The 15961-nt window shown below is 57.0% G+C and carries 12 protein-coding genes; 8 read left to right on the plus strand and 4 right to left on the minus strand.

Features of this window, described 5'->3' with window-relative positions:
- Positions 1–331 precede the first annotated feature (331 nt).
- Entirely contained in the window at positions 332–553 is a 222-nt protein-coding gene (gene cspD, locus ACUTSU_RS12405; RefSeq protein ID WP_012006105.1) for a cold shock-like protein CspD, read from the plus strand.
- 75 nt (positions 554–628) lie between these two features.
- Here cspD and macB read toward each other — a convergent pair whose 3' ends face one another.
- Positions 629–2575 (minus strand): macrolide ABC transporter ATP-binding protein/permease MacB, encoded by a 1947-nt coding sequence (gene macB, locus ACUTSU_RS12410; protein WP_445650156.1) that lies wholly within the window; start codon positions 2573–2575, stop codon positions 629–631.
- Complete coding sequence (macA, locus tag ACUTSU_RS12415; protein ID WP_445650155.1) at positions 2575–3690, minus strand: macrolide transporter subunit MacA; 1116 nt, start codon at positions 3688–3690, stop codon at positions 2575–2577. The genes macB and macA overlap by 1 nt, the downstream gene beginning before the upstream one ends.
- A gap of 191 nt (positions 3691–3881) precedes the next feature.
- On the opposite strand from macA, the gene ACUTSU_RS12420 reads away from it, so the two are divergent.
- On the plus strand, positions 3882–4850 hold the full coding sequence (locus ACUTSU_RS12420) for a VirK/YbjX family protein (protein ID WP_445650154.1): 969 nt from the start codon (positions 3882–3884) through the stop codon (positions 4848–4850).
- Here the strand turns inward: ACUTSU_RS12420 and ACUTSU_RS12425 are convergent.
- On the minus strand, positions 4847–6511 hold the full coding sequence (locus ACUTSU_RS12425; RefSeq protein WP_445650153.1) for an ATP-dependent endonuclease: 1665 nt from the start codon (positions 6509–6511) through the stop codon (positions 4847–4849). The two genes, ACUTSU_RS12420 and ACUTSU_RS12425, sit on opposite strands and share 4 nt — an antisense overlap.
- Before the next feature lie 191 nt (positions 6512–6702).
- Here ACUTSU_RS12425 and ACUTSU_RS12430 point away from each other — a divergent pair, with 191 nt between their 5' ends.
- The 5 genes from ACUTSU_RS12430 to ltaE all read left to right on the plus strand — a co-directional run bounded on the left by ACUTSU_RS12430 (position 6703) and on the right by ltaE (position 13720).
- Positions 6703–7599, plus strand: a complete 897-nt coding sequence (locus ACUTSU_RS12430) for a lysine exporter LysO family protein (RefSeq protein WP_445650152.1) — start codon at positions 6703–6705, stop codon at positions 7597–7599.
- A gap of 171 nt (positions 7600–7770) precedes the next feature.
- Positions 7771–9420, plus strand: a complete 1650-nt coding sequence (hcp, locus tag ACUTSU_RS12435) for a hydroxylamine reductase (RefSeq protein ID WP_445650151.1) — start codon at positions 7771–7773, stop codon at positions 9418–9420.
- Between the two features lie 54 nt (positions 9421–9474).
- On the plus strand, positions 9475–10479 hold the full coding sequence (gene hcr, locus ACUTSU_RS12440; protein WP_445654237.1) for an NADH oxidoreductase: 1005 nt from the start codon (positions 9475–9477) through the stop codon (positions 10477–10479).
- A 265-nt stretch (positions 10480–10744) separates the two neighbouring features.
- Positions 10745–12466, plus strand: coding sequence for a ubiquinone-dependent pyruvate dehydrogenase (gene poxB, locus ACUTSU_RS12445; protein WP_445654238.1), 1722 nt, complete (start codon positions 10745–10747; stop codon positions 12464–12466).
- 237 nt (positions 12467–12703) lie between these two features.
- Positions 12704–13720: a low-specificity L-threonine aldolase gene (gene ltaE / locus ACUTSU_RS12450; protein WP_445650148.1), complete on the plus strand. Its 1017-nt coding sequence runs from the start codon at positions 12704–12706 to the stop codon at positions 13718–13720.
- A gap of 158 nt (positions 13721–13878) precedes the next feature.
- Here ltaE and ACUTSU_RS12455 read toward each other — a convergent pair whose 3' ends face one another.
- Positions 13879–14226, minus strand: a complete 348-nt coding sequence (locus tag ACUTSU_RS12455) for a DUF1294 domain-containing protein (RefSeq protein WP_445650147.1) — start codon at positions 14224–14226, stop codon at positions 13879–13881.
- A 153-nt stretch (positions 14227–14379) separates the two neighbouring features.
- Here ACUTSU_RS12455 and ACUTSU_RS12460 point away from each other — a divergent pair, with 153 nt between their 5' ends.
- Positions 14380–15819 carry a DUF2867 domain-containing protein gene (locus tag ACUTSU_RS12460; RefSeq protein ID WP_445654239.1) on the plus strand — a complete coding sequence of 480 codons (1440 nt, stop codon included), beginning with the start codon at positions 14380–14382 and terminating at the stop codon, positions 15817–15819.
- Positions 15820–15961 lie beyond the last annotated feature (142 nt).

Here is a 15961-nt window from a genome sequence, read left to right on the forward strand (position 1 = left end):
TTATATGGGGACAAGTTCCGGTTATTCAAAGTGGGGTATCCATACTATTTTATCATCTTCGCCGGCATCCCGCCGCACTGGAACGTGCGCAAATATCTCTGACGAATTGTTACCAAACAATGTCAATAGCGTTACCTGCTTCAAACTTTGATGAACTGCTCGCTGACGACAAAAGCCGATCCCTTGACGTGATGATCATTTGCTCTAGAGTGTAAATTCATGGGCTGGTGGTGTTTTAACCACTTTTAGGCTCATCTGCTACCTGCCACTGGCGGGTGCGAATTCAGTTATTCATCTCACCTAAAAATAGCGTTGCGAGGGATGTAAAAGCATGGAGACGGGTACTGTTAAATGGTTCAACAACGCCAAAGGGTTTGGGTTTATCTGTCCTGAAGGCGGTGGCGAAGACATCTTCGCCCACTATTCTACGATTAAGATGGATGGGTACCGGACGCTAAAAGCTGGCCAACAGGTCAGTTTTGACGTGCACCAGGGGCCAAAAGGGAATCATGCAAGTCTTATTGTGCCAGTGGAAAGCGAGGCGTTGGCCTAAACGCTTCCACCGAGTCAGTCTGAAACAGCGAAAAGAATGCCAGCCGCCGTATGACTGGCATTTTTTATGGGCTTGTTATTCGCGTGCCAGCGCATCAATCGGGTTAAGCCGCGCTGCGCTGCGTGCCGGCAGATAGCCAAACACCACGCCGATGGCGGTAGAACAGACAAACGCACTCAACAACGCCGCCGGCGGGAAACTGATCTGCCAGCCCGGCAGCACCAGCTGCACCAACAGGCCGATGGCAAACGACAGCGTGATGCCCAAGGCACCGCCCACCAGACACACCAGTACCGCTTCAATCAGAAACTGCTGCAACACATCCCCGGAGCGAGCGCCTACCGCCATACGAATACCGATTTCGCGAGTGCGCTCCGTCACCGACACCAACATAATGTTCATCACACCGATCCCGCCAACCACCAGTGAAATCACCGCCACCAACGTCAGGAACATTTGAAGCGTGCGGGTAGTTTTTTCTGCAGTCTGCACCAGGCTGTCCATGTTGTAGGTGAAAATGTCTTTCTTGCCATGGCGCAGCGTCAGCAAACGCGTCAACTTCTGCTCCGCTTCCTGGCTATTGTAGCCCTCGCGGATACGCACGGTGATCGAATCAAAATAGGCGTTGCCCATCAGCCGGTTGGCCATAGTGCTATAGGGCACCCAGACGTTCAGCGTCTTGCTGCTGCCGAACATCGACTGCTTCTCTTTCGCCACCCCAACCACCGTCGCCGGCATATTACCCACCAGGATCACCTGGCCTACCACATCCTTTTGATTGGGGAACAGCCGGCGCTGGGTATTGGCGTCGATGACCACCGTTTGCGACTGCGATTGCACCTGCAGTTGATCAATACCGACGCCCTGGGTAAAGGTCATGCCGTAGACGCGGAAAAACTGTTCGCTGACGCCGGTAACATTGGCCGCCACATCGACATTACCCAAGCGCAGCCGCATACTGCTGGCAATCGTTGGGGACAATGCATTGACGTAAGGCTGCTCGCGCAGTGCCTCAAGATCGTCGTATTTCAGTGCCTGACGGAAGGTAGGATCGTCGTCACCGAAGTCCTTGCCGGGGTAAATGTCGACCGTATTGGTACCGATGGACTTGATATCCGCCAGCACCATCTGCTTGGCGGCGTCACCGATCACCAGAATCGACACCACCGAGGCAATGCCGATAATAATGCCCAGCATGGTCAGCGCGGTGCGCATTTTACTTGCCGCCATCGCTCGCCAGGCCATCACCAATGCCTCACGAAAACGGCCGGTCGTTTGCTGCCAGGATGGCGCCGGTGCCACCATCTCCAGCGGTTTGCCGTTCGGGTTACTCTGCCGATCCGGGCGTGAATCGGCAATGATCTCCCCGTCACGAATTTCAATGATCCGCTCAGCCTGCTGGGCCACGGTCGGATCGTGAGTGACGATAATCACCGTATGTCCCTGCTCACGCAGTTGCTTGAGGATGCTCATCACCTCCTCGCCTGACTGGCTGTCGAGGGCGCCGGTCGGCTCATCCGCCAGGATCACCTGCCCCCCGTTCATCAGCGCACGGGCAATACTGACCCGCTGCTGCTGACCGCCGGAAAGCTGGCTTGGCCGGTAACCAACGCGTTCACCCAGCCCCAAACGCTGTAACAGCGCAATCGCACGCTCACGCCGCGCTGCCTTACCCAGTCCGGCATACACCGCCGGAACCTCAACGTTATGCGCCGCGCTCAGATGAGGCAGTAAATGATAACGCTGAAAGATAAAACCGAAATGCTCACGCCGCAACCGGGCCAGCGCATCGCCATCCAGCGTCGCCACGTCCTGCCCGGCCACCCGATAAACGCCGGCGCTGGGCTTATCCAGACAGCCAAGAATATTCATCAGCGTCGACTTGCCGGAGCCGGAGGTGCCCATAATCGCCACCATTTCACCGGCGTTGATGCTCAGGCTCACGTTCTTCAGCACCGCTACGGTTTGATCGCCCGACTGATAGCTGCGGCTAATACCGCTCAGTTCCAACAGCACGGCCATCAGAGAGCCTCCGCGCCGCCGCGGCTGACAATAACTTCATCGCCAATGTTCAGTCCGCTGAGAATTTGCACGTCGATATTATTACGCAGGCCAATGGCCACCTCGCGCTTTTCCTCCTTGCCCTGTTTCAATATCGAAACATGGTAGCGATTATCGGCGATTTGATCGCCCAACGCCGCCAGAGGAATGACCTGCACCTGATTGACGCCCGCCAGTTGAATATGCACCTGCGCCGTCATCTGCAGTCGTAATAATCCCTCGGGATTGGGCACTTCAAAACGCGCATAGTAAAAGATGGCGTTATTGACCTTTTCCGGAGTTGGCTGGATATCTTTCAGCACGCCGTCAAACCGTCGGTTAGGATCGCCCAATACGGTAAACCAGGCTTTTTGGCCCGGCTTGAGGCTGATGACGTCCGCCTCCGACACCTGGGCCTTCACCAACATGGTGCTGAGATCCGCCAGCGTCAAAATGTTCGGAGCCTGCTGCGCGGCAATCACCGTCTGGCCTTGCAGCGTGGTAATTTGCACCACGTCACCGTCCATCGGTGCTTCTATACGGGTAAACGCCAGATTGATCTTGGCGGTATCCAGGCTGGCCTGATTCCTGGCTATCTGCGCCTGAATGGTACCCACTTGCGCCTTCTTCACCGCCAGCTGTGTCGCCGCCTGATCCAGATCCTGGCGTGACACCGCCTGCAATTTGGCTAACGCCTGATTACGCTGCAGCGTTACCGCCGCCAGTTGTTGCTCAGCCTGCGCCTGTTGTAACTGGGCGTGCAGCTCACGCAACGTCGCCTCACCCTCACGGATGCTGTTTTGCGCCTGTTGCGGATCGATAACCCCAAGCAACTGGCCTTTTTTAACCCGGTCGCCGATCTCGACATACAGGCTTTCCAACTGCCCGCTGACCTGCGCGCCCACGTCAACCTTGCGTACCGCGTCAAGCTGTCCGGTCGCCAGTACGTTTTGCTGTAGATCGCCCTTGGCTACCTTCACCGTTTTATATGGCGTCGGGGCCGGGTGGCTGAAGTGCCAGACCGCCATCGCAACGATCGCCACCAGTACGATTAGCGCCATGATCCAGCGTCGATTATGTCCTTTAAACCACGTCAAAATAGGTTCCTGCCTGTTGCAATTCATGCTGCCAACAGCGGCAGCGAGGCTAAATTATCACGCACGATGACGAATAACTAAACCTTGGTTCAACACAATGTGGAGACACCCTTGGTTACATTCTGCATTGAACTCCCGTTTAGTGAAGGCTTGGTGAAATAGCACCATTCAACACAGCCAAGGATTTCATCATGTCTCAACTCAGCTATCCACTCGTATCTGCACGCCCGCTTAACGGCTGGCAATTGATGGCAGCGCTGGCCACTGGCGACAAGGCACCCAGCAAAGCCTGGAAGAAAACATCATTCCGCCTGAAGTTTATCGGCCGCTCATTATTTCGCTGGCCGACCACCAGTGCCTTGCTCAACACCCTGGCATCCAACCCTTTACTGGATGAAATACTGAAAGCGCAACCCAATCTGCCATGCAAACTGCATCGCCCATATTTGGCAGCGAATATGAGCAAAATCGAGAGCCTGCTCGCCCTGCGCGATCATTACGCTCTCAGCAAGCAACGTATGCCGATGAAAATGCTGCTCGGTCATCTGAACAAAACCTTTGTACTGGCCAAAGCCAGCGGCAAGAGCGGCGAAATGGTTACACTGGAACTGGCGTCCATAGATCACCTGAATAAGGAAGGGGAAGCCACCCTGCTGCTGCGTAACGCCAACGGCATCATGCTGGCCGAAATTACCTTCGCCCTGGTGCACTATCAGCAGCGACCGACGCTGTTTATCGGGGGGATACAAGGTGCCAATCAGCAGGTACCGCATGCAGAAATCCAGCAGGCCACCAAAGAGTGCCACGGTCTGTTCCCGAAACGCCTGGCGCTGGAAGGGATTTGTACTCTGGCGTGCCATTTGGGCATTCAGCAAATTATAGCGGTCGGCAACGCGACCCATATCTATCAAAACTGGCGTTATCACAGTAAAAAGAAAGATCAGCTGCATGCCGATTACGATCAATTCTGGACATCAATGGGCGGCAAAATGCTGGAAAGCGGCTATTTCCTGCTGCCGGAACAGATCGCCCGTAAACCGATCGATGAGGTGGCCAGCAAAAAACGTGCAGAATACCGCCGTCGTTATCAATTGCTGGACCAGTTGGAACAAGGGATGGCCGAGCACTTCAGCACCCAGCCCTGTTTTGCAGGGGCCTAGTCGGCCCGGCCACGCGCCAGCCAGATCACGCGTGAGAACATTTTTTTCAGCAATGGTGGCACCGAGTCCGTACCCCACTCGCCCGCTTGCATCGCCACCTCAATGGCCAGGTCGGGCTTTGAAGAGCGATGCACTGCCTTGAGGATCACCTTGCGGACCGGCATCTGAGCATTGCTTGGCACGGAGGCGACCCGGTAATAGACCGGGCTGAAACCTTCACGGAACATAAAGTGTTCCATATCCGGCGCAGGTAACGCGGTCAGCCGGTCGCGCTCGTTATCCTCATGGTTATCCAGCATGCCGCGGACGGTGCCGGCATATTTTCGCCCTGCCTCATCGCCATCCACCAACGCATGCCACTCAATGCCCATACGCCGGGCGAACCTCAGCAGCGGCTTCAGGCCGCACTGGGCGAATTCGATCACCCGCACCCCTTCCGCCTCAAAATGATAACCGCACTGGCGCGCCAGCTCGTTGAGCAGCCAGACTTCGGTTTCGCCTTCTACCAGCAGCCAACAGCGGGCAAACAATGACGACGGTCGATTAAAACGAATATGAAAAGAAATGCGCCGCCCATCTTCCGGCCCCAACCCGCGCGGCCCAAGGCGATAAGTGGCCACCCGTCCCGACTCACGCACCAACCGACAAACATGCTCAACCGGCACCAGGGAGACCAGTTCGCTGGAGTTGGTGGTGGTGATGCGTTGCAGCGGCAGTTGGTTAAGCAGCCCCCAGGCCACCGAAAGCATGATCGGATGCAGGCGCGTTTCCGGGTCCTCCACCAGCAGCAGCGGCCGGGCGTGCGGATCCAGTTTGACGCTGCCCTTGGCCTGTAACAGCGTAGAAAACATGCCCAGAAGAATAAGACGCATACTGCGACTATTGGGTTCGGCCACCATACGGTTGATGCTGTCCAGCGAGCGCCATGCCTGTTGATCCTGATCTTGATCCAGGCGTTGTCGGCGTGGCCGTGTCAACTGTGATCCCTGCTCGGCAAAGTAGTGTTCCAACAGTTGCTGCATAGCCGCCAGCCCCTGACGCAGCTCGGCATTGGTCAGCTTTTGTGGGTTACGCACCAGCTCACGCGTCAGTTGATCCAACTGCTGGGCCAGTGCCTTATTATCGGCCGGGTGTTCATCATTCAACGTGCTGGGCCGCAGGCGGCGGATAAAACGCGCATCGCGCAGGCGCAGTACCGGGTGGATACGGATAATGGCGTGTGCCAGTTGCTCAATATGGTGCAACTGCATCGGGTTACCGTCGGCATCCAGGAAACCGCGCCAGGTGCAAACCGTGCCGTCATCGGCCAGTTCACCTTCGCAACGATAATAAATGCGGTTCAGGTTATCCCCGCCCTTGACCCACAGCGGCGATAGGTGGCGGTAACGCGGCAGATGAGCATGGCCGATATCTTTCTCGCAGAAGGTAAATACCACCTGCAGATGCCGATCTTTGGCCTCTTCCTCACCGGGCGGGAAATGGAAGTCGTGCGCTTCAAAACGGTACAGCTTGGCTTCCGGTGCCAGCAGCAGGGTCAGCGCGTCAAGCAGGCTGGATTTACCCCAGGCATTTTCGCCGAGCAGCAGCGTGTTGTCGTCCAGCATCAGTGACAGCCGGTTAATGCCGCGGAAACCTACAATCTCGATTCGCTCTAAGAACATCTGTCGCCTCCCGTGCGCGCGGTCACCGTCCTTATGGGGCGACCTCCTCAGAGCATGGTCAAAAAACCCCTTGCAGGTCAAGCGGACAACATCAAATCTGTCGCTTTACTCCGGACGTGGTTTTGGTTAGCGTGTGGGGCCTCGCCGCTCATCCAGGCGCCGCCCTCAGAAAAAAGGACGCAAGCTTCACCATGTATTCAGGACTGCTGATTATTCTGTTACCGCTGATTGCCGGTTACCTCATTGCGCTACGTAGCCGGACGTTCCTGCAAACCATCAACCGCCTGCTGAGCTGGATGGTCTACGTGATCCTGTTTTTCATGGGTATCAGCCTGGCGTTTCTGGAGGATTTGAGCAGCAACCTGGTGCTGATTTTCCAGTATGCCTCGGTGTTCTTCCTGTGCATTCTCGTCGCCAGTTTGCTGATGCTGGCGCTGCTGGAACGAAAAATGCCGTGGCACAACAGCCATAAACAGGAAAAGCTGCCCTCACGCCTGCATATGGCACTCGAATCGCTCAAGCTGTGCGGTGTGGTGCTCGGCGGCTTCCTGCTCGGCCTGACGCAGTGGCAATGGCTGCAGTTTGCCAACAAAGGCAGCGAATACGCCTTGATCTTCCTGTTGCTGCTGGTGGGCATTCAACTGCGCAACAGCGGCATGACGCTGCGCCAAATCGTGCTCAACCGACGCGGCATGATAGTGGCCGTGGTGGTGGTGGTCAGTTCACTGGCCGGCGGTGCGCTGGCGGCGCAACTGCTGGGGTTGCCGATTAAGGCCGGGCTGGCGATGGCGTCTGGTTTTGGCTGGTATTCGCTTTCCGGCATTTTAATCACCGACGCCTATGGCCCGGTGTTGGGCAGCGCGGCCTTCTTTAACGATCTGGCACGTGAACTGGTCGCCATAGTGCTGATCCCCACTCTAGTACGTCGTAGCCGCTCCTCGGCACTGGGTCTATGCGGTGCCACCTCCATGGACTTTACCCTGCCGGTGCTGCAACGCAGCGGCGGGATGGAGATAGTGCCACCAGCCATCGTGCATGGCTTTCTGCTCAGTCTGCTGGCACCGGTACTGATCGCCCTATTCTCTTGATCTCTCTCCGGGGGAGCCCCCCCGGAAAGCGTAATAATTCCCATCCGCACGGTAAAATTGCGATAAATCAAACTTGCCCTTGGTAGCATCATAAAAGCCTTTTTAAGCCCCGGTTGCCGATCTATGCTCATAAACAGGCATTATAAATGCAACTTTAAAAAGGAAGCGATTATGTTTTGTGTGCAATGTGAACAAACCATCCGTACCCCGGCAGGCAACGGCTGCTCTTATACCCAGGGTATGTGCGGCAAAACGGCGGAAACCTCCGACCTGCAGGATCTGTTGGTCGCGGCGTTACAGGGGCTTTCCGCCTGGGCGCTGCAAGCCCGGGCGCTCGGGATCGTCGCTCATGATATCGACAGCTTTGCCCCGCGAGCTTTCTTCTCTACCCTGACCAACGTCAACTTCGATTCAGATCGCATCATCGGTTACGCACGTGAAACCATCGCCCTGCGCGAATCCCTGGCCACCCGCTGCCGTCTGCTGGATGCCAGCGTCCATGTCGAACACCCATTGGCCAGTCTGCAGTTGGCCGGCGATGATATGCCTTCGCTGCTACAGCAGGCCGCACAGTTTGCCCTGAATACCGATAAGGCCGAGGTCGGCGACGACGTGCACGGCCTGCGCATGCTGTGCCTGTACGGCCTGAAAGGTGCTGCTGCCTATATGGAACACGCCCACGTGCTGGGTCAGTCCAATGACCAAATCTACGCCGACTACCACGCCTTTATGGCCTGGCTCGGCACTCAGCCACATGACGTAGATACCCTACTGAACAACGCCATGGGCATCGGCAAAATGAACTTCAACGTGATGGCGATCCTCGATCACGGCGAAACTCAGGCCTACGGCGATCCGGTGCCAAGTGCGGTGAACGTGCGTCCGGTGGCCGGCAAGGCAATTTTGATCTCCGGTCATGATTTGAAAGATCTACGCATACTGCTGGAGCAAACCGAGGGCCAGGGCGTGAACGTTTACACCCACGGTGAAATGCTGCCGGCGCACGGCTACCCGGAACTGAAAAGATTCAAACATCTGGTGGGTAACTACGGCAGCGGCTGGCAGAACCAGCAGACCGAGTTCGCCAAATTCCCCGGCCCGATCCTGATGACATCTAACTGCATTATCGATCCGTATGTCGGTAACTATGGCGATCGTATCTGGACGCGCAGCATCGTCGGCTGGCCAGGCGTCAACCATCTGGAAGGGGACGATTTCAGCCAGGTGATCGCTCAGGCGCAGGGCATGAGTGGTTTCCCCTATACCGAAATCGAACATATGATCACCGTCGGCTTCGGCCGCCAAACGCTGCTCAATGCCGCCGATACGGTGATCGACCTGGTGGCACAAAAGAAACTGCGTCACGTCTTTTTGGTCGGCGGTTGTGACGGTAGCCGCGACGAGCGCAGCTATTTCACCGACTTCGCCCGCAGCGTTCCGCAAGACTGCCTGATCATGACGCTAGCCTGCGGAAAATACCGCTTCAACAAGCTGGATTTCGGTACCTTGGAAGGCTTGCCACGCCTGCTTGACGTCGGTCAGTGTAACGACGCCTATTCCGCCATCATGCTGGCGGTCAAACTCGCCGATACCCTCGGCTGCTCGGTCAACGAACTGCCGCTGAGCCTGGTGCTATCGTGGTTTGAGCAAAAAGCGATCGTCATCCTGCTGACGCTGCTGTCATTGGGGGTCAAAAACATTGTCACCGGGCCGACCGCGCCAGGCTTCCTGACCGACAACCTGATGGCGATCCTGAACGATAAATTCGGCATGCGTCCGATCACCACCGTTGATCAGGATCTGCAAGCCCTGCTCGGCTAATGCCGCTGTTTCTCGGGGCTGCCGATGTTGGCCCCTTTGCTTTTGAGGTGCCCCATGACCCAACCCAGTCCACTTTGCCCCAACCGTATGCAGGTGCATTCGATCCAGCAGGAAACCGCCGACGTCTGGACATTCAACCTGATCTGCGATGTTTTTTACCCTTATCAACCCGGCCAGTTTGCGCTGGTCAGTATCCGTAATAGCGAAGACACTCTGCGCGCCTATACGCTGTCTTCCTCACCCGGCCAGAGTCGTTTTCTCAGCATCAGTGTGCGTTGCCTACCGGACGGCGCGGGTTCACTCTGGCTAACCGGCGAAGTCAAACCCGGCAACACCCTGTGGCTGTCCGATGCGCAAGGCGAGTTCAGTTGTGAACAACATCCGGCGAACAGCTACCTGATGCTGGCGGCCGGTTGCGGCGTTACGCCCATTATCTCCATGTGTCGCTGGCTGGTGGCGAACCGCCCTACCTGTGATATCGCGGTGATCTTTAACGTACGCACTCCCGCCGATACCCTTTTTGCCGAGCAATGGCGCAAGTTGTGCGCCAGCCACCCGCAACTGCGACTGACGCTAATGGCCGAACAGGATGTTCAACCGGGTTATCTTAAAGGGCGAATCAGTGCCGAAGTGCTGCGCCAGACGACGCCGGATCTCAGCGAGCGCACCGTGATGACCTGTGGTCCTGCCCCCTATATGGCGCAGGCAGAACAGCTTTGCCTGCAGCTTGGCGTACCGGCCGACCATTTCCATAAAGAGCAGTTCCATACCCTGGCAGCCACCGATGGCGAACAGGGCGAAGGATTAACACTGCGCGCCGCCCACCCTCTGCGTGAGTTTCACGTACCAGTCGGCAGCACGCTACTGGCGGCAATGGAAGCTCACGCGCTGCCGGTCAACGCCGCCTGTCGCGCCGGGGTGTGCGGATCATGCAAAACCCGCATCCTCGAAGGTGACTACACCACCACCAGCAGCATGACCCTGACCCCGGCTGAAATCGCCCAGGGCTATGTCCTGGCCTGCAGTTGCCAACTGCAAGGTGACGTCACCCTCGCCTGAAATTTGCGCCCCGTCGGTCAGGATGGGGCATTTATCGGCAAGCATGCCTTCCCTTCCCCTTCTACACTTTTCCGGTTCCATCCGTGTTACTGCGTTTACTTGAGAAAGATTGATAAGTCATACCCAATAGATTTCATGTCACAGCTAGACGGCAAACGTGGGTATCCCCAGGAGCTGACTCAGGTCAGTGACTGGGGTGCACACGTGCAGCTAACAACGCTGTGGCTTGAAAGATGAGGGGACCTTTACAACGCTTGGGGGAATTATGAAGCAAACTATAGCCACACTGATCGCCAAAACGCTGGAACAGGCCGGTGTGAAACGCATTTGGGGCGTCACCGGTGATTCGCTCAACGGTCTCAGCGACAGCCTGCACCGTATGGGCACCATCGAATGGCTGGGAACCCGCCATGAAGAGGTCGCCGCCTTCGCCGCCGGAGCGGAAGCCCAGTTAACCGGCCAGTTGGCGGTCTGTGCCGGTTCCTGTGGCCCCGGCAACCTGCATCTGATTAACGGCCTGTTTGACTGCCACCGCAACCATGTGCCGGTGTTGGCAATTGCCGCACACATTCCCTCTAGCGAGATCGGCAGCGGCTATTTCCAGGAAACTCACCCGCAGGAGCTGTTTCGCGAATGCAGCCACTACTGCGAACTGGTCTCTAACCCGGAACAGTTGCCCCGGGTACTGGAAATCGCCATGCGCAAGGCGATCCTCAATCGCGGCGTGTCGGTGATCGTCCTGCCGGGCGACGTGGCGCTGCGTATGGCACCGGAAGACGCCAGCATGGTGTGGCACACCCCGGCACTGCCGCTGGTGCAGCCGCCAATGAGCGAACTGAACAAGCTGGCGGAGACCCTGAACAAGGCGAAAAACATTACGCTGATGTGCGGCAGTGGTTGCGCCGGCTCCCATGACGAAGTGGTCAAGTTGGCCGAACTGTTGCAGGCTCCGGTGGTTCATGCGCTGCGCGGTAAAGAGCATATCGAATGGGATAACCCCTACAGCGTCGGCATGACCGGGCTGATAGGTTTCTCTTCCGGCTACCACGCCATGATGAACGCCGACACCCTGGTGCTGCTCGGTACCCAGTTCCCGTACCGCGCCTTCTATCCGACCAATGCCAATATCATTCAGATTGACATCAACCCCGGCAGCATCGGCGCACACTGCCCGGTCAATATGGCACTGGTGGGTGATATCCATACCACCCTCACCGCCCTGCTGCCGCAGATAGAACCAAAAAGCGACCGCACCTTCCTCGACAAGGCGCTGGAACACTACCGCACAGCGCGCAAGGACCTCGACGGCCTGGCGACGGCCAATGATGATCAGCCAATTCACCCGCAGTATCTGGCGCAACAGCTCAGCCAGTACGCCAGCGATGACGCCATCTTCACCTGCGATGTCGGTACGCCCACCGTTTGGGCGGCACGCTATTTGAAGATGAACGGAAAACGTCGTCTGCTCGGGTCGTTCAACCATGGCTCGATGGCTAACGCCATGCCACAGGCGATTGGCGCACAGGCAACCGAACCGGACAAACAGGTGATCGCCATGTGCGGCGACGGCGGCTTCACCATGCTAATGGGGGATTTCCTGTCGCTGGCCCAACTGAATCTGCCGGTCAAGATTGTGATCTTCAACAACAGCGTGCTGGGCTTCGTGGCGATGGAAATGAAGGCCGGTGGCTACCTGACCGACGGCACCGATCTGCACAACCCTGATTTTGCGGCAATCGCCAACGCTGCCGGCATCAAAGGCATTCGCGTGGAGAAAGCTTCGGAGTTGGATGGTGCGTTGCAGGAAATGCTGGCGCATCCCGGCCCGGCACTGCTGGACGTCGTCACCGCCAAACAGGAACTGGCGATGCCGCCGCAGATCAAATTCGAGCAGGCCAAAGGCTTTAGCCTGTATATGCTGCGTGCCATTATCAATGGCCGCGGTGACGAAGTGGTCGAGCTGGCAAAAACCAACTGGCTGCGTTAATGACCCATCCCGGGTTCAACGATCGCTGTTCCCGGTATTTTTTCTCTGTTGCCATCAGAAAATCTGGCTATGATGAAAACCGCATTCTCTTTCACATTAGCTATCCCCAATAGATTTCAAGTTGCAGCTAGGCGACAAGCATGCTCACCCCAGTCACTGACTCAAGTCAGTGACTGGGGTGAGCATGTGTAGCCAACAACGCTGCGGCTTGAAAGATGAAGGGGATAAGGAATTTTTATGCTTATCGATCTACGCAGTGACACCGTGACCCGCCCCAGCGCCGCTATGCGCGATGCCATGGCCCAGGCGGAAGTGGGTGATGATGTTTACGGCGATGACCCTACGGTCAACGCTCTGGAGGCAGAGGCGGTCCGCCTGTCCGGTAAAGAGGCGGCGCTGTTCTTGCCAAGCGGTACCCAGGCCAACCTGGTGGCGTTGCTAAGCCATTGCCAGCGCGGTGACGAATATATTGTCGGCCAGCAGGCGCATAACTATAAATACGAGGCCGGCGGTGCGGCGGTGCTCGGCAGCATCCAACCACAGCCGATTGAAGCTAACCCGGACGGCACCCTGCCGCTCGATAAGGTCGCGGCGGCCATCAAACCCGACGATATCCACTTTGCCAAAACTCGCCTACTGAGCCTGGAAAACACCATCAGTGGCCGCGTGCTTCCGCTGGAATACCTGCAGCAAGCCTGGCAGTTCAGCCGTGAACATCAGTTGGCGTTGCACATCGACGGCGCACGCATCTTTAACGCCGCCGTCGCGCTGAACCTGCCCTTAAAAGAGATTGTGCAGTACTGCGACACCTTCACCATTTGCCTGTCGAAAGGATTGGGCGCCCCGGTGGGCTCCTTGCTGTGCGGCAGTGAAGCCTTTATCCAGCAGGCCCTGCGCTGGCGTAAAATGACCGGGGGTGGCCTGCGCCAGGCCGGTATTCTGGCCGCGGCCGGTCTCTATGCGCTGGAGCACAATGTCGAACGCCTGCGAGAGGATCACGACAATGCCAAATGGCTGGAGCAGCAACTGCAACAGATTGGCGTTGAGATTGTTGAACCGGGCGCGCAAACCAACGTATTGTACCTGCGCCAGTCACCAGAGCTGGCAGCCAAACTGGGTCCCTGGATGCGTGAGCGCGGCGTGCTGATCAGCAGTGGGCCACTGACGCGCATTCTGACCCACCTTGACGTCAGCCGTCAGGATTTGCAGCAAGTGGTCGATTTATGGCAGCAGTTCCTCAGGCAGCACGCCTGAGTTCCGAATCTCCCTGACATCACCGTCAGGGAGATTCACATCAGTTACCGAGAGCGGCCACGAAGCGACGGGTGATCTGCTGCGGACGAGTAATGGCCCCGCTTACGGCCTGGCGGTGCAGGAAACGGCGAGCGCTACCCTGCCGTTACTGCTGTAAATCAAAGTATCCAGCGGCCATAAACCCAGTACCAAATCGCCAGCGTCGCCACAATGTTCAGCACCACGCTGACGATAAAAACGCTTTTGAACGGCTGTTTCTGGGTTTTATGGCGAAATACCTGCTGCGCAACTATCGCCCCTACCCAACCGCCCACCAGCCCGAACACCAGCAGCGTGCTTTCCGGCACCCGTTGCCAGCTTCTGCGTGCAGCAAACTTATCCGCACCATAGACCACCAGCGTCAGCAGGTTAGCCAACAGCCACCACATCCAGATCGGATGCAGGAAAAACAAACTGGCGATCAGCGCCAGCCCCAACAGGGCATAACAAACAGCATTGAGTTTCATATTTTCCGGCTTAGCGCAGACAAACGGCGGATAGTGTGACGTCCCCCGCAAGCGGATGCAATGCCCGCATAACCATACAAAAAGTGCATTTAAACCACGAGTTTGGCATCCTGTGACTATGCTAAACAGACTTTCACCGCAAAGGTGGCGCTAATGACAGCTCAACGCGTACTGGTTCTTGGAGCCAGCGGCTATATTGGCCAAAACCTGATCCCCCATCTGATCGAACAGGGACATCACATTACCGCCGCCGCACGTCGCATTGAATGGCTGCAGGAACAACACTGGCCGCAGGTTAACTGCCAATATGTCGACGTTTACCGACCGGAAACCCTGACCGCCGCACTGTGGGAGATCGACGCGGTTTATTATCTGATCCACGGTATGGGCGACGGCGATGATTTTATTGAAAAGGAACGCCAGGCCGCTGAAAACCTTCGTGACACGCTGCGCAATTCCAGCGTCAAACAGGTGATTTTTCTCGGCGCATTGCAGCCCGAGGGCGACAGCTCGCCACACCTGGTGGCACGCAAGTTGACCGGGGAGATCCTGCGTCAGAGTGGTGTTCCCGTCACCGAGCTAAGAGCCAGTATTATTGTCGGCCCAGGATCGGCCGCATTCGAAATCATGCGCGATATGGTGTACAACCTGCCGGTGCTTACGCCGCCGCGCTGGGTACGTTCCAAATCGTCACCGGTGGCGTTGGAAAACCTGTTGGTGTATCTGGCCGATCTGCTGTCACATCCGGCGGAAGAAAGCCGCATTTTTGACGTCGCCGGCCCGGAATACATCAGCTATCAAACCATGTTTGAACGCTTTATCGCCATCAGCGGCAAAAAACGTTGGCTGATCCCGATCCCGCTACCGACCCGTTTTATCTCGGTCTGGTTTATCAGCATGATCACCTCAGTGCCCACGTCTATTGCCAGCGCACTGATCCAGGGATTGAACCACGATCTGCCCGCCGACGGTAAACCGCTGCAGGCGCTGATCCCGCAAAAGCTGCAAACCTTCGATCAGGCGGTGACGGCCACCCTGCAACGCGAAGAAGAGGTGGTCGATTCCGTCGACTGGGGTTACGACCCGGAAGCGCGGGCGCGCTGGCGGCCGGGCTATGGTTTTTATCCGAAGCAGGCGGGTTGCTCGATAGAAACCCAGGCATCCAGCCAGGCTCTGTGGCATACGGTGCAGCAACTGGGTGGCAAAGAGGGCTATTTTTACGCCAATATCCTGTGGCAGATCCGAGCACGTATGGACGATATGATTGGCAATCGCGTGGTTTATGGCCGGCCACAGCGCGACACGCTGGAGGTTGGCGACGTCGTCGACGGCTGGAAGGTGATCACCCTCAAGCCACAACGACACCTGGCGTTGCTATTCGGCATGAAAGCCCCTGGGCTGGGTCGGCTGACCTTCACCATCAAAGATCACGGCGACCATCGGACCCTGGATGTACGGGCCTGGTGGCACCCCGCCGGGTTTAGTGGGCTGCTGTATTGGTTCGCCATGATGCCCGCTCATCTGTTTATTTTTCGCGGTATGGCCCGGCGTATCGCCAGGCTGGCTGAAGAACACCCGCGCAATCAGCCTTAACCATACCCTATAGCTTTCAAATTGCGGCTAGGTGCCTAGCTGCGGCTTGAAAGATGACGAGTATAGTGCTCATTTGTCGATCAACCGCACACTTTGCTGCTGCGGTTAGGTCCTTTCCGATTGCATAGAGCACGAAATAACG

The organism is Serratia sp. NA_13 (genome assembly GCF_052691735.1).

Bases quoted from the DNA above. Each gene is read 5' to 3' on its own strand.
- ACUTSU_RS12455 (WP_445650147.1), bottom strand. From the start codon at position 14,226: ATGAAACTCAATGCTGTTTGTTATGCCCTGTTGGGGCTGGCGCTGATC.
- ltaE (WP_445650148.1), top strand. From the start codon at position 12,704: ATGCTTATCGATCTACGCAGTGACACCGTGACCCGCCCCAGCGCCGCT.
- ACUTSU_RS12460 (WP_445654239.1), top strand. From the start codon at position 14,380: ATGACAGCTCAACGCGTACTGGTTCTTGGAGCCAGCGGCTATATTGGC.
- poxB (WP_445654238.1), top strand. From the start codon at position 10,745: ATGAAGCAAACTATAGCCACACTGATCGCCAAAACGCTGGAACAGGCC.
- macB (WP_445650156.1), bottom strand. From the start codon at position 2,575: ATGGCCGTGCTGTTGGAACTGAGCGGTATTAGCCGCAGCTATCAGTCG.
- cspD (WP_012006105.1), top strand. From the start codon at position 332: ATGGAGACGGGTACTGTTAAATGGTTCAACAACGCCAAAGGGTTTGGG.
- ACUTSU_RS12425 (WP_445650153.1), bottom strand. From the start codon at position 6,511: ATGTTCTTAGAGCGAATCGAGATTGTAGGTTTCCGCGGCATTAACCGG.
- ACUTSU_RS12430 (WP_445650152.1), top strand. From the start codon at position 6,703: ATGTATTCAGGACTGCTGATTATTCTGTTACCGCTGATTGCCGGTTAC.
- ACUTSU_RS12420 (WP_445650154.1), top strand. From the start codon at position 3,882: ATGTCTCAACTCAGCTATCCACTCGTATCTGCACGCCCGCTTAACGGC.
- hcr (WP_445654237.1), top strand. From the start codon at position 9,475: ATGACCCAACCCAGTCCACTTTGCCCCAACCGTATGCAGGTGCATTCG.
- hcp (WP_445650151.1), top strand. From the start codon at position 7,771: ATGTTTTGTGTGCAATGTGAACAAACCATCCGTACCCCGGCAGGCAAC.